Raw genomic sequence first — 14,406 nt, forward strand, 5'->3', positions numbered from 1 at the left:
GAAATAATGTTTTATAAGATTACTACTTAAAATGAATAATCTTAAATTTATTGCTAATTTTAATAAAAAATTCAGTAAATTTATTAATAATCTATTAGAGAAAAATTTAAACAAGTTAAATGCTGATAACTTTAAAAATTTATTAATTAACAATAAAATATTTTTATCTATTGTCGCACTAATTATTTTATTTTTATCATATCTTTCATTCCCAAATATTCACAATAAAGAAGAAGTAGCTTCAGAAATTAAAAAAAATTTAAAAAACAAATTAAACCTAGAGTTTAATTTTCAAGAAGATTTAGATTATAAATTTTTACCAAGACCTCATTTTACTTCAAATAATTCCTCAATTAATTTTAAAGAGAATAAAATTACAGACATAAAAAAAGTTAAAGTTTATGTCTCTTTGGAAAATTTATTTTCTTTAAAAAACATCAAATTAAATCATGTCATCTTGCAAGAAGCAAATTTTAATTTAAACAAAGAAAATTATAATTTTTTTTATAATCTATTAGATGGTAATTTTAATGATTTCAAATTTGAAATATTAAATAGTAATCTTTTTTATAGAAGTTTAGAAAATGAAGTTTTATTTATTAACAATATCAGGAACGCAAAATATTATTTCGATCCTAAAGAAATTAAAAATATGTTTGATGCAAATAATGAGATTTTTAATTTACCTTATTCAATTAAAATTTTTAATGATAAAATTGAAAAAACAATACATTCTAAAATAAGTATAGAAAGTTTAAGACTTAAAATAGATAATAAAACATCATATGATGACACAAATTATTTAGGTTTTTCTGAAATAAATTTAATAAACTCAAAAAGTTTATTTGAGTATCAATTAAATGATAATTCGTTTGAGTTTAAATTGTTTGATAAAATACAAAATCCTGAGTTTTCTTATTTAGGTAAATTTAATTTTAAGCCATTTTACTCAAATATAACAGGTAATACAAATAAACTAAATCTTTCCCCTTTGTTCTCGTCAAATGCAATTATTAAAGAGCTTTTAAAAACTGAAATTTTAAATAATAAAAATGTTGATTTTAATTTAATCGTTGCTGGAAATAATATTAGAGAATTTGATGATTTTAAAAATGTTTTGCTAAAATCTAAAATTCAAGAAGGTTTAGTTGATATTGATCAATCTAAAATAACTTGGAAAAATAATATTGATTTTGAGTTTTTAGATAGCTTAATTTTTGTAAAAGAAGGAAAATTAATTTTAGATTCTAATGTTGAAATTAGTATAAATAATTCAAATGAACTTTATAAGTTCTTACTTACTCCAAAAAATTTAAGAAAAAAAATTAGCAAAGTTGATGTCAACTTCACTTATTTGTTTGATGAAAAAAATATCAAAATTAAGAGTATCAGGATAGATGGAAAAACGCTTGAAAAATCTAAATATTCTTTTGAGGATATTTTGCTTAAAGAAAATAACTTACAAAATAAAATTTATTTCAAAAATTTATTAAATGAAGTAATTAAAAATTACGCTGGATAAATCATTTTCTTAGGATCAACAATTCTTTCATAGTCTTTTTCACTAATTAATCCTGTTTTTAACGTTTCATGTTTCAGTGTTGTATTATTCTTTAAAGCTCTCTTGGCTATTTTTGCAGAGTTATCATAGCCAATATGCGGAGCCAAAGCTGTTACTAACATTAAAGAATTATCTAAATGCTCTTTTATTCTCTTTTTATTAGCTTTAATTCCTTTAACACAATAAAGAGCAAAATTTTTTGTACTGTCTGCCAATAAGTCAATAGATTGCAAAATGTTATGGGCAATTAATGGCTTAAATACATTTAATTCAAAATGACCATGTGATCCTGCCATAGTAATACCATTGTGATTGCCAATTACGTTTGCACATACCATTGTAACTGCTTCACACTGAGTTGGATTTACTTTTCCAGGCATTATAGATGAGCCAGGTTCGTTTTCAGGTAGTATTAATTCTCCATATCCAGCTCGAGGACCAGATCCTAAAAATCTGATATCGTTTGAAATTTTCATCAATGCAACAGCACATGTATTCAATGTTCCTGAGAAATTTACTATTGCATCGTGTGCTGCAAGTTCAGCAAATTTATTTGCTGCAGGTTTAAATTTTATTTTAGTAAATTTTGAGATTTCTTTAACAATTTTTTTATCAAAATTTTTTTTTGAGTTTATTCCTGTTCCAACAGCTGTTCCACCTTGAGCTAAAAATAGAATTTCTTTCAATGCATATTCTATTCTTTCAATACATTTTTTTAATTGAGAATGATATCCAGAAAATTCCTGACCAAGAGATAATGGAGTTGCATCTTGAAGATGAGTTCTTCCAATTTTAACAATTTTTTTAAATTCTATAGATTTTTTCTTTAATTCTTTTTCTAAAATTTTTAAACTTGGCAACATTTTAGCTAAAGTTTGTATTGCTACTGAAATATGCATAGCAGTTGGGAAAACATCATTTGTAGATTGAGATTTGTTTACATGATCATTTGGATGTACAGGTTTTTTTGTGCCTTTTTTTCCACCAAGCATTTCAATAGCTCTATTAGCAATTACTTCATTAACATTCATGTTTGTCTGAGTTCCAGAACCTGTTTGCCAAACTTTTAAAGGAAAATTTTCATCTAATTTTCCTTTAATAACCTCATCAGAAGCTTTGATAATTGCCTTTGAAATCTTACCACTAATTAATTTATCTTTAGCATGAACTATTGCAGCTGATCTTTTAATAATAGCAATAGATTTTATTATAGAAATATTAACTAAAATTTTTCCAATGTTAAAAAATTTATTTGATCTCTGAGTTGATGCACCCCAATATTTGTCGCTGGGGACATTAATACTTCCAATACTGTCAAATTCTTTTCTTAATTTCATTGATTAATTTTTAAGTACAAATAATTATATTAATACAACAAATTTTAAAAAACTTACAGGAGCAATATGTCGAATTTTAGTAAAGTTGGAACTTTTATGAAAACCTTTGGTCAAGATGTTAAAACTAAGCCATCTTTTAGCACTGATAAGATAAATAAATTAAGAATAGATTTAATCAAAGAAGAATTAGATGAGCTCACAGAAGCTATGAATAATAAAGATTTATTAGAAGTTGCTGATGCTTTGACTGATATTCTATATGTAACTTATGGAGCAGGACATGCTTTTGGAATTGATTTAGATAAATGTTTTGATGAAGTTCAAAATTCAAATATGAGCAAATTGGATGAAAATGGAAAGCCGATTTATAATGAAGCAGGAAAAGTTATGAAAGGTCCTAATTATTTTAAACCAGATCTGTCTAAGTTTGTAAGTTAAATTTCTAACTTAAAATCAACTGCAGTAGCACTATGAGTAATACTTCCAATCGAAATTCTATTTACTCCAGTTGAAGCAACAGCTTTAACAGTTTTTAAATTAATATTACCTGAAGCCTCAGTTTCGTAATACTTTTTAGCAATTTTAACTGCTTTTCTTAAATTTTTGATATTCATATTATCTAGTAGAACAGTATTAAACTTTAATCCTAAAATTGATTTAAGTTGATCAATTGTATCAACTTCCACTGTAACTTTTTTTCTTTTTTTATTTTTAATTGCTTTAATAACTAAAGTTTTTAAATCTGAACTTGCGATATGATTATCTTTAATTAAGTATTCATCGCTTAAATTAAATCTATGGTTTGTACCACCACCTAATTTCACAGCATACTTCTGTATCACTCTAAGGTTTGGAATCGTTTTTCTTGTACAACAAATTTTTGTTTTTTTTCCAGCTAATCTAACAAATTCATTTGTCTTGGTTGCTATACCAGAAATATGTGACAAAAAATTCAAAGCTACTCTTTCTGCAATTAAAATATTTTTTGCTTTACCTTTAATTAAAGCAACTAAGGAACCTTTTTTAGTTCTTGAACCATCTTTTTTTTTGATAATAAATTTTATTTTATTATCAATTAAGGAAAAAGTTTGTTTAGCAAATAATAATCCTGCAACAACTGCATTTTGATTTGATATTAATTTCACGGTTACGATTTTATCGTTGTTAATTAAGGCTGAAGTGATATCTCCTGAAGGATACAGATCTTCATTTAGAGCTAACTTAACAGTATTTTTGATGAATTCTTTACTTAATTTAATTTTTGACACTTAATTATCTGCCGATAGCTGCCATTCTTTCTACAGATATTCTAGCTTTATCAATTGTTTCTTTATCCATTATGATTTCACCAGTCTCATTTTCTAAACAATCTAAAATTTTAGGTAAGGTAATTTTTTTCATATGTGGACACATATTGCATGGTTTAACAAAATCTACATTTGGATTTTCTATTTGAATGTTGTCACTCATTGAACATTCAGTAACCATCATTATTTTTTTTGGTTGATTATCTTTTACATATTTAATCATTCCAGAAGTGGATCCTGCAAAATCACTAGCTTCGATTACATCTGGTGGACATTCTGGATGAGCAATAATTTTTATTCCAGGATTGTTTTTTCTAATATCTTCAATTTCTTTTTTATTAAATTGGTCGTGTACTATACAAATTCCTTTCCAGGATATAATTTCTACATCAGTTTGAGATGCAACGTACTTTGCTAGGTAATCATCAGGTAAAAATATAACTTTTTTTACTCCAAGAGATTTAACAATTTTTACTGCATTTGCTGATGTACAACAAACATCTGTTTCAGCTTTTACTTCAGCTGAGGTATTTACATACGATACAACAGGAACACCTGGGTACTTCTCTTTTAGTAATCTCACATCTTTACCAGTAATTGAGGATGATAAAGAACAACCTGCTTCCATATCAGGTAAAATTACTTTTTTGTTAGGGCTCATTAATTTTGCAGTTTCAGCCATAAAGTGAACTCCTGCCATAAGAATTATGTCTGCTGAAGTTTTTGAAGCTTCTATTGCTAATGCAAGTGAGTCTGCAGAGAAATCAGCAACACCATGATAAATTTCTGGTGTTTGATAGTTGTGAGCTAAAATTACTGCATTCTTCTCTTTTTTTAATTTATTGATTTTATGTATGTATGGTGCGTGCACTGACCATTCTATCTCAGGCATAACCTTTGAAATTTTTTGGTAAATAGGATCTGTCGCTTTACGTACTTCTTGTGTAAATTCCATAAAGTTTTTTACCAATTTGAAACATACTTGTCATTCATTTATTATGAGACATATTGCGGTCGTGCTGAAATTGGTAGACAGGCACGGTTGAGGGCCGTGTGGACTAAGTCCATGAGAGTTCGAGTCTCTCCGACCGCACCAAATTTCAATTTTAACTAAACCATTCAGGTTTTTTTATAATTATTGAAGCTTCTTTAGTTTTAAATTCAAGATTTTCATCAAAGTTTTCATCTAAAAATTTGATTAAAGCGAAAGGGTAATCATTATCTATTAACACTTTACCTATTTCATTTTCATTATTAAAAATACTTTCTCCTTCATTTAGTTTTCCATTAATTATATTTATAGGCATCAATCTTTTTGAAAGCTTATTTTTTAATTTAATTCTAGCTGTATTTTCTTGGCCAACATAACAGCCTTTTTTAAAATCTATTCCATTCAGTTCTTCAAAATTACATTCAATACCAAATAATTTTTCTTGTAATTTGTTTAAATCTTTTGGAACTATTCCTAGTTTATGACTTAAAGAATAGTATTCGTTTACATCTGTATCGTGGAGATCTAATTTTTTTAAGGACAAGTAAAGTTTTTCTAAATTAATAATTAATCTTGCTCCTAATTGTTTATTTCTTGGATCTAAAAATATTGGATCTTCTCTATATTTAATTGTGCATCCAGGTTGATCTTTTGCTCCATCAAAAGTTAAGAATTTTTCATGAGAAAATGCTGCTACAACAAATTCATTACTTAAATTAAGAATTTCAACTTTAGATCTTAGCTTATAAAGAGATAACTGTTTAAATAGTCCATCTGCTTGATATTTTTCACAATCTAAAAGATAACCTGATTTATGTTTTACGATTATAAATTCATATAAAAATTTCCCTTGGGGTGTAAGTAAAGAACTAAAACAACTATTTACATCACTTACTTTGTTTATATCGTTACTAATAAGATTTTGAAGAAACTCTTTTGCATCTTCTCCGTTAATATAAAGAATTGCTCTATCTTCTAAAATGTAAACGTTTTTTATATTCATAATTGATTAATTATAGATTGTAATATAATAACAATTTCTCAAAATGTTAGATCTTATAATTAAAAACGGACAATGTTACATCGATGGTGAATTAAAAGACGTGAATGTTGCTATAAAAGATGGAAAAATTCAAAAGATTGGTCAAATTTCAGAAGAAGCAAAAGAGACAATCAATGCAGAAGGTCATACAGTATTGCCTGGTTGCATAGATACCCAAACACATTTTAGAGAACCAGGATCAACAGATACTGAGGATCTTCATTCAGGGAGTAGGGCAGCAATAGCAGGTGGGATAACCAGTGTATTTGAGATGCCAAACACTAACCCTCCAACTTCAAACATGAGAGAGTTTCAAAGAAAACTAGATCTTGCTAAAAATAGAATGTATTGCAATTATGCTTTTTACTTTGGCGCTACTGCTGACAATGCAGATGACTTAGCTAGTTTAAAAGATTTAGAAGGTTGTTGTGGAATCAAGCTTTTTGCTGGCTCTTCGACTGGTAATTTATTAGTGGCTGAAGAAGATGATATAGATAAAGTTTTTCAAAACGCTTCCAAAGTCGTTGCAGTGCATTCCGAAGATGAAGCAATATTAAAAATTAATAAAAAATTAATTAAAGAAGGAGATGTCCACACACATCCCGTATGGAGGAGCGCAGAGTGTGCCATAGCATCCACAAGAAGAATTGTTAGAATTGCAGAAAAACATAAGAAAAAAGCTCATGTTCTTCATATTACAACGAAAGAAGAAATTGATTTTCTTTCTCAGCATAAGGGCAACATTACATTTGAGATAACTCCTCAGCATTTAACTCTTTATGCTCCAGATTGTTATGACAAACTTGGAACGTATGCTCAAATGAATCCACCATTAAGGGATAAAACTCATTATGATAGATTATGGTATGGGGTCAGAAACAACTTCAATGATACTATTGGATCAGATCATGCGCCTCATTTAAAAGAAAACAAAGATAAGGTTTATCCAAATACTCCTTCAGGTATGCCGGGTGTTCAAACTTTAATGCCAGTAATGCTAAGTCATATCAATGATGGAAAGCTAAGTTTAAACCAGTTGATCAATTTTGTTTGTGAAAATCCAGTTAAGATTTTTGGAATTAAAAACAAAGGATTTATTAAAGAAGGGTATGATGCTGACTTTACAATTGTAGATATGAACAAAACAATTGAAATTAAAAATGAGAATATTGAGAGTAAATGTAAATGGTCTCCATTCAATGGATTTAAATTCAAAGGAACACCCACTCATACTATCATTGCAGGAAAAATTAAAATGCAAGATGGGAAAATTTTAGGAGACCCAGAAGGAAATCCTTTACAATTTAGTTAAGCTTAACTGTAAAACTATTTACCAGAATTACACCTAATACGATTAAAAATAATCCTAAGATTGCTTGCCAAGCTAAGGTTTGTTTAAAAAATATATATCCTAGTATAGCAATTGTAAAAATTCCTAATCCACTCCATGTAGCGTATACAATTGCAATTGGAAGTTTATTTACAACAAAAGTTAATAAATAAAATGCACAAAGATAAAAAATTGATAAAGCAACTGTAGGTACAACTTTGGTAAAGTTTTGAGAAACTGGTAGTAACATTGTTCCAGCAACTTCACAAAAAATTGCAGCAATTAAAAATATATAAGTTTTAATCATTATTTAAAATTTTATGATTTACCAAATCTTCTTTTATTTCATTTAGTATTGCCGGATCATCTATCGTTGGTGGAATTTTATAATCAACACCATCTGCAATTTTTCTAATTGTTCCTCTTAAAATTTTTCCTGATCGTGTTTTTGGTAATCTTTTAATAACAATAACAGTCTTAAATGCAGCAACAGGGCCAATTTTATCTCTTACCATTTGCACACATTCTTTCGATATAGTTTCATTATCTTTTTCAACGCCAGATTTTAAAACTACTAAACCGATTGGTAATTGACCTTTAAGTTTATCTGCAATTCCAAGAACAGCACATTCTGCAACTGACTGATGTTCAGACAATACTTCTTCTATTGCACCAGTTGATAATCTGTGACCAGCAACATTAATAATATCATCTGTTCTAGACATGATCCAAATATAACCATCATCATCGATGTGACCTGCATCATATGTTTGATAATAGCCTTCATAATTAGTCATATAGTTTTCTTTATATCTTTGATTTGCATTCCAAAGAGTTGGGAATGTCCCAGGAGGCAAAGGTAGTTTTACAACAATATCTCCCATTTCATTTGGTTTAGCTAAAGATTGGTCTGGTTTAATTATTTTGACATCATATCCAGGTACTGCTTTACAAGCTGAGCCATATTTAGTCTCCATCATTTCAATACCGGTGCAATTTGAGCTGATTGCCCAACTAGTCTCAGTTTGCCACCAGTGGTCAATCACTGGGACTTTTAATAAATTTTCAGCCCACTTGATAGTATCTGGATCTGCTCTTTCTCCTGCAAGAAACAAGCTCTCAAAACTGGATAAATCATATTTTGAGAAAAATTTACCCTCTGGATCTTCTTTCTTAATAGCTCTAAATGCAGTTGGTGCAGTGAATAATGATTTTACTTTATAATCTGAAATTATTTTCCAGAAAGCCCCAGCATCAGGAGTTCCAACAGGCTTTCCTTCAAATAAAACTGTAGTGCATCCTTTGAACAATGGAGCATAAACAATATAAGAGTGCCCAACAATCCATCCAATATCACTTGCCGACCACCAAATATCATCAGTATCAATATTGTAGATATTCTTCATGGTCCATTTAAGAGCAACGATATGACCTCCAGTATCTCTTACAATTCCTTTAGGTGTTCCAGTTGTTCCAGATGTATAGAGGATGTAAGCAAACTCATTTGAATTCATCTCAACACAATCAGCATCTTTTGCATTTGAGATTGCTTCTTCCCAACTAATCTCTGTTGGAGCATTTAGTTTGACTTCATTTCCTGGTCTTTGAAACAAAATCATCTTTTCAATTTTATGATTGGCTATTTTTATAGCCTCATCTACTAGAGGCTTATATTCAACTGTCCTTCCAGGCTCAAAACCGCATGAAGCCGTTACTAATAACTTTGCTTTACTGTCATCTATTCTGCTTGCTAGTTCATTTGAGGCAAATCCACCAAAGACAACTGAGTGTATTGCTCCAATTCTTGCACACCCAAGCATAGCAATTACCGCCTCAGGGATCATTGGCATGTAAATAATTACTCTGTCTCCTTTGTTTATTCCTTGTTGCTTTAAGGCTCCTGCAAATCTTGATACTTTTGCTCTAAGCTCCTCATAAGTGAACTTAGATTTGTTGCCTGTAATAGGACTATCGTAGATTAAAGCTGTTTTTTGACCTCTTTCTTGATCAATGTGAATGTCTAGTGCATTATAACAAGTGTTAGTAACACCATCTTCGAACCATTTATAGAAAGGAGGATTAGATTTATTTAAAATTTTTGTTGGTTTTTTAAACCAAAAGATATCTTCACTTGCTTCTTGCCAAAATTTTTCAGGGTTTTTTATAGAATTTTCATAAATACTTTGAAATTTTTTTGACATTCTAATTTGATTCGATTTTCGTTATTTTTTTGGTTTTTAACTTATAAATTGTATTTAATTTTAAAAATTCAGTAAAATCAATGCAAATTAATGACAATTAAGTCTTCATAAAACTAATTTAATTTGCTATTTAACCCCAACTTTGGCTTAGGGTTACTTAAGTCTAGTTTATATAAACTAAATAAATAAAAACTAACGAAGAGGGAGTTTTTTATGAAAAAACTTAAATTGTTTGCTCTTACAGTTGTTGCTCTTATGGGTGTAACTGGTGTTGCAAACGCTGAAACAGCTATGCTGGCTCAAGACGATTTCGTAGGTATTTCGTTTTGGTTAGTATCTATGGCTTGTTTAGCTGCTACTGTATTCTTTTTCTTAGAAAGAAGTTCAGTTCCAGCTGGATGGAGAGTTTCAATGACAGTTGCTGGTCTAGTAACTGGTATTGCATTCGTACACTACATGTACATGAGAGATGTATGGATCGCTACTGGTGACTCACCAACTGTATACAGATACATTGACTGGTTAATTACAGTGCCATTATTGATGTTAGAATTCTATTTTGTTCTATCAGCAGTAAACAAATCAGACTCTGGAATTTTCTGGAGACTAATGATTGGTACATTAGTAATGCTAGTAGGTGGATACTTAGGAGAAGCTGGATACATCAACGCTACACTTGGTTTCATAATCGGTATGGCTGGTTGGGTATACATCTTATATGAAGTATTCTCTGGTGAAGCAGGTAAGAGAGCAGCGAAAAGTGGTAACAAATCACTTGTAACTGCTTTTGGTGCAATGAGAATGATCGTTACAGTAGGTTGGGCGATCTACCCATTAGGTTACATTTTTGGTTACCTAACAGGTGGTGTAGATGCTAACTCACTAAACGTGATTTACAACGCAGCTGACTTCTTGAACAAGATCGCTTTCGGTCTGATCATTTGGGCAGCAGCTATGCAACAACCTGGTAGAGCTAAGTAGTAGTTTTACTTAAAATTTAAAAAAGGGCAGGTACAATTTTGTACTTGCCCTTTTTTTTGCCTTAGGTAAAATTATGTATAGTTATTATACATATTTTTAATTATGGATGTAAAATTAGAAAAATGGCACAAATGCCAAGTTGATATAGAGGTTCTAAAAGAACTTTCGAAAAAATCAGACATTAAAGGGCTTCAGCATGTTTCCGTTTTTTTTGGATTGTTATTAATAACAGGAACCCTAGCATACATAACTTGGGGCACATGGTGGTCTGCTTTTTGGTTTTTAGTTTACGGAAACATTTATGGTTTTTCAAATCCATTGTGGCATGAGACAGGTCATAAAACTGCGTTTAAATCAAAATCTTTAAATGAATTTTTTTACTACATCTCTTCTTATCTTTCTAATTTTGAACCATTAAGATGGAGACACACACACTTTGTTCATCATGGAAATACATATTCAACAGAAAATCCGTTCGATCATGAAATTGAATATGGAAATAATTTAAAAGACACACCAAAAAATTTATTAATGAATTTAATTCCTTTTATGGAACTTATTTATTTTAAAAAAAGTATTGCTTATGAGATTATTCAACATGCATTTGGTGTAAAAACAAAAGTAATGCAAGATTGCATTCCTGAAAACGCTCAATCAAAAGTTATTTTTAATTCTAGAGTTTTTGTTGCAATTTGGATTGCAATTATATTGTGGTCTTTAATTGCATCATCTTGGTTACCAGTTTTGTTTTTTTTATTACCAAAATTTTATGGAAGAACTTTACACAAATTGGTTTCTTTTACTCAACATGCTGGATTAGCAAGAAATATTAAAGATCATAGATACACAACAAGAGAAATGTATTTAAATCCTATTTTAAGTTTTTTATATTGGAAAATGGAATATCATGTAACTCATCACATGTTTCCAACAGTTCCATCATATAATTTAGATAAACTTCATCATCATATCAAAGATCAATTACCAAGAACAAATGATGGTTTAATTGATGCGTATAAAGAAATTTTACCAGCTATAATGAAACAAACTGAAGACACTAGCTACTTTTTTAAAAAGGAAGTACCAGAACCTCAGAGTGCTTAAAAATTGCTAAGTATGTTTTTACTTACTTGCTCATTTTAGATAAAAACCTATATATAACGCATGGCAAAAATTACTTACCACACACACGATAGCAAAACTCATACTATTGATATCCAAAATGGATTAACAGTAATGGAAGGTGCAGTTCAAAACGATATTCCAGGAATTGATGCAGATTGTGGAGGTGGCATGGCGTGTGCTACTTGTCATGTTTATGTAAAAGAAGATTGGTTAGATAAACTTCCAACTAAGGAAGATGGTGAAGAGGATATGTTAGATATGGCATATGAACCAAAACAAAATAGTAGATTAAGTTGCCAATTAATAGTTTCAGATGAATTAGATGGTTTGGAAGTAACAATTCCAGAAAAGCAAGCTTAGATGAACAAAACAGATGTGTTAATTATTGGAGCAGGACCAACTGGTTTATTCTGTGCTCATCAACTTGGAATTATAGGACTTCAATGTGAAATCGTAGACAATCTAGATAAAGCAGGAGGACAGTGTATCGAACTTTATCCTGATAAACCTATTTATGATATTCCTGCTGTCCCAGAATGTACGGGAGAAGAATTAACTAATAATCTCCTTCAACAGATAAAACCGTTTAACATTAAATTTCATTTAAATGAAAGAGTTGAGGAACTAAACAAAGTTGAAAATCGTTGGCATGTTAAAACAAGTGGAAACCAAGAGTTTGATGTAGCAGCAATTATTATTGCTGGAGGTGTCGGCTCTTTTGAGCCTAGAAAATTTCCAGTTAAAGAATGTGAAAAATTTGAAGGATCCTCATTATTTTATTCAATTAAAGATAAAACAATTTTTAAAGACAAAACCATCTCAATTTTTGGTGGAGGAGACTCAGCTCTAGATTGGGCAATTGAACTTTCAAACACATCAAAAGTAAATTTAATCCACAGACGTGATGGATTTAGTGGAGCTGAATCTAGTGTTCAAAAAGTAAAAGATTTAAATGACCAGGGAAAATTAAATTTATACACTAAATATCAAATGGACTCTGTTAGTGGAGATAATCAAATTAGTACTGTGAAAATAAAACATGATGAAGGAGAAATTAAAGAATTACAATCTGATTATGTTCTTGGTTTTTTTGGATTAATTATGCAACTTGGTCCTATTTTAAATTGGGGATTAAACATCAATAAAAAAACAGTTGAAGTAAATACAGAAAACTTTGAAACAAATGTTGATGGTATATTTGCAATCGGTGACATTTGTTCTTACCCAGGTAAATTAAAATTAATTCTTTCAGGTTTTCATGAAGGAGCTCTTGCTGCAAGAGGTTGTTTTAAATATGCAAGACCAGATGAAAAATTAAGATTTGAATTCTCCACTACATCAAAAGCTGCTCAAGAGAGACTTGGTGTAAAAAAATGATAGAATTATTTTCTGCTAATACTCCAAATGGCTGGAAGATAGGTATTATGCTAGAAGAAATCGGTTATGAGTATAAAGTAACTAAGATTGATATAGGAAACGACGAACAATTTAATCCAGATTTTTTAAAGATAAGTCCATTTGGTAAAATTCCAGTAATTACTGATCACAAAAATAATAAAAGTATTTTCGAATCTGGTGCAATATTGATGTACCTGGGTGAGAAAAGTGGAAAGTTTTATAACGAAAAAGATCGATTAGTGATTAATCAATGGTTAATGGCTCAAATGGGCACTATAGGTCCAATGATTGGTCAGCACCATCAGTTTCATCATTATAATCCAGGAAAAAGTGAATTTGGTGAACAAAGATATTTTAAAATTGCTAAAAGAATTTATGGAGAATTAGATACAAGATTAAAAGTTTCTAAGTTTTTAGCAGGAGATAATTATACTATAGCTGATATTGCAACATGGCCATGGCTAGCAAGACATGAGTGGCATGATATTGGATTAAAAAATTATCAAAACTTATCTAGATGGTATCAAGAAATTTCTGAGCGAGAAGCTGTTATAAAAGGATATGCCTTTATGGATAAAGATGCAAAAATTCCAAAAATTTAATTAATCATCCACATGAACTTTTTCTTCTTTTTCATGCTTTTCTTGTGCAGCAATTGTGTATTTAGCAACAGGTCTTGCCATTAATCTTTTTAAACCAATTGGTTCAGCTGTATCTAGACAATACCCATAAGTATCATCCATAATTCTTCTTAAAGCTTTGTCGATTTCAGAAATTAATTTTATTTGTCTATTAATTGCTTTCATCTCTACATTTTTATCGATGTATGAACTTGCCTGATCTACTAGATCTGCTGAAATATTATTGTCATCCATACTTCCATTGTAAAGAGCTTCATTGTTTGATTTAATTAATTCTTTCTTCCATTCATTTAATCTCATTCTAAAAAATACTTTATGTTTTTCGCACATATATTTTTCAGTTTCTTTTGGAACGTAAGTTTTCGAAATTTTTATTGGTACTTTTTTAGTTGGAGAAGCTGCAGTTTTCTTTGGCTTACTTGCAACTTTAGTTTTTGGTTTAGATACTTTTTTCTTTACTTTAGTAGTTTTAGGCATCGCTTAATTTTGAAT

Annotated in this window: 15 protein-coding genes and 1 tRNA gene; 9 read left to right on the plus strand and 7 right to left on the minus strand. The window is 29.7% G+C overall.

Annotation, left to right across the window (positions count from 1 at the left end):
- Positions 1-31: 31 nt before the first annotated feature.
- Complete coding sequence (locus ACTTAW_RS02820; protein ID WP_440651048.1) at positions 32-1,522, plus strand: hypothetical protein; 1,491 nt, start codon at positions 32-34, stop codon at positions 1,520-1,522.
- On the opposite strand, the gene fumC is transcribed toward ACTTAW_RS02820, so the two are convergent.
- On the minus strand, positions 1,510-2,898 hold the full coding sequence (gene fumC / locus ACTTAW_RS02825; protein WP_440651049.1) for a class II fumarate hydratase: 1,389 nt from the start codon (positions 2,896-2,898) through the stop codon (positions 1,510-1,512). The two genes, ACTTAW_RS02820 and fumC, sit on opposite strands and share 13 nt — an antisense overlap.
- 66 nt (positions 2,899-2,964) lie before the next feature.
- Between fumC and ACTTAW_RS02830 the strand changes: the two genes are divergently transcribed.
- The gene (locus ACTTAW_RS02830; RefSeq protein WP_440635338.1) at positions 2,965-3,336 is read left to right on the plus strand and encodes a phosphoribosyl-ATP diphosphatase; all 372 of its coding nucleotides are present in this window, start codon (positions 2,965-2,967) and stop codon (positions 3,334-3,336) included.
- Here ACTTAW_RS02830 and nadC read toward each other — a convergent pair.
- Both nadC and nadA read right to left on the minus strand, forming a co-directional pair.
- Positions 3,333-4,166, minus strand: a complete 834-nt coding sequence (gene nadC / locus ACTTAW_RS02835) for a carboxylating nicotinate-nucleotide diphosphorylase (protein WP_440651050.1) — start codon at positions 4,164-4,166, stop codon at positions 3,333-3,335. The two genes, ACTTAW_RS02830 and nadC, sit on opposite strands and share 4 nt — an antisense overlap.
- A 4-nt stretch (positions 4,167-4,170) precedes the next feature.
- Complete coding sequence (gene nadA, locus ACTTAW_RS02840; RefSeq protein ID WP_440651051.1) at positions 4,171-5,160, minus strand: quinolinate synthase NadA; 990 nt, start codon at positions 5,158-5,160, stop codon at positions 4,171-4,173.
- A 55-nt stretch (positions 5,161-5,215) separates the two neighbouring features.
- Here nadA and ACTTAW_RS02845 point away from each other — a divergent pair.
- Positions 5,216-5,301, plus strand: a tRNA-Leu gene (locus ACTTAW_RS02845).
- Between the two features lie 10 nt (positions 5,302-5,311).
- Here ACTTAW_RS02845 and ygfZ read toward each other — a convergent pair.
- Positions 5,312-6,199, minus strand: coding sequence for a CAF17-like 4Fe-4S cluster assembly/insertion protein YgfZ (gene ygfZ / locus ACTTAW_RS02850; protein ID WP_440651052.1), 888 nt, complete (start codon positions 6,197-6,199; stop codon positions 5,312-5,314).
- 43 nt (positions 6,200-6,242) lie between these two features.
- Here ygfZ and ACTTAW_RS02855 point away from each other — a divergent pair, with 43 nt between their 5' ends.
- Entirely contained in the window at positions 6,243-7,550 is a 1,308-nt protein-coding gene (locus tag ACTTAW_RS02855; protein WP_440651053.1) for a dihydroorotase, read from the plus strand.
- On the opposite strand, the gene ACTTAW_RS02860 is transcribed toward ACTTAW_RS02855, so the two are convergent.
- Positions 7,543-7,875, minus strand: a complete 333-nt coding sequence (locus ACTTAW_RS02860; protein ID WP_440651054.1) for a DMT family transporter — start codon at positions 7,873-7,875, stop codon at positions 7,543-7,545. The genes ACTTAW_RS02855 and ACTTAW_RS02860 overlap by 8 nt on opposite strands.
- A complete protein-coding gene (locus tag ACTTAW_RS02865; protein WP_440651055.1) occupies positions 7,868-9,769 on the minus strand; it encodes a propionyl-CoA synthetase in 1,902 nt (633 codons plus the stop codon). The genes ACTTAW_RS02860 and ACTTAW_RS02865 overlap by 8 nt, the downstream gene beginning before the upstream one ends.
- A gap of 213 nt (positions 9,770-9,982) precedes the next feature.
- On the opposite strand from ACTTAW_RS02865, the gene ACTTAW_RS02870 reads away from it, so the two are divergent.
- The 5 genes from ACTTAW_RS02870 (at position 9,983) to ACTTAW_RS02890 (ending at position 13,875) form a co-directional block, all read left to right on the plus strand.
- Entirely contained in the window at positions 9,983-10,750 is a 768-nt protein-coding gene (locus ACTTAW_RS02870; RefSeq protein ID WP_440651056.1) for a bacteriorhodopsin-like, read from the plus strand.
- Positions 10,751-10,852: 102 nt separating this feature from the next.
- Positions 10,853-11,854: a fatty acid desaturase gene (locus ACTTAW_RS02875; RefSeq protein WP_440651057.1), complete on the plus strand. Its 1,002-nt coding sequence runs from the start codon at positions 10,853-10,855 to the stop codon at positions 11,852-11,854.
- A gap of 60 nt (positions 11,855-11,914) precedes the next feature.
- The gene (locus tag ACTTAW_RS02880; protein ID WP_440618771.1) at positions 11,915-12,235 is read left to right on the plus strand and encodes a 2Fe-2S iron-sulfur cluster-binding protein; all 321 of its coding nucleotides are present in this window, start codon (positions 11,915-11,917) and stop codon (positions 12,233-12,235) included.
- Positions 12,236-13,252: an NAD(P)/FAD-dependent oxidoreductase gene (locus tag ACTTAW_RS02885; protein ID WP_440651058.1), complete on the plus strand. Its 1,017-nt coding sequence runs from the start codon at positions 12,236-12,238 to the stop codon at positions 13,250-13,252.
- Positions 13,249-13,875, plus strand: coding sequence for a glutathione S-transferase family protein (locus ACTTAW_RS02890; protein ID WP_440651059.1), 627 nt, complete (start codon positions 13,249-13,251; stop codon positions 13,873-13,875). Before ACTTAW_RS02885 ends, ACTTAW_RS02890 begins: the two co-directional genes overlap by 4 nt.
- Here ACTTAW_RS02890 and ACTTAW_RS02895 read toward each other — a convergent pair whose 3' ends face one another.
- Positions 13,876-14,391 (minus strand): TraR/DksA family transcriptional regulator, encoded by a 516-nt coding sequence (locus ACTTAW_RS02895; RefSeq protein WP_440651060.1) that lies wholly within the window; start codon positions 14,389-14,391, stop codon positions 13,876-13,878.
- Positions 14,392-14,406 lie beyond the last annotated feature (15 nt).

Origin of the sequence: Candidatus Pelagibacter sp. HIMB1495 (assembly GCF_052047955.1) — a bacterium.
Classification (GTDB): Bacteria; Pseudomonadota; Alphaproteobacteria; order Pelagibacterales; family Pelagibacteraceae; genus Pelagibacter.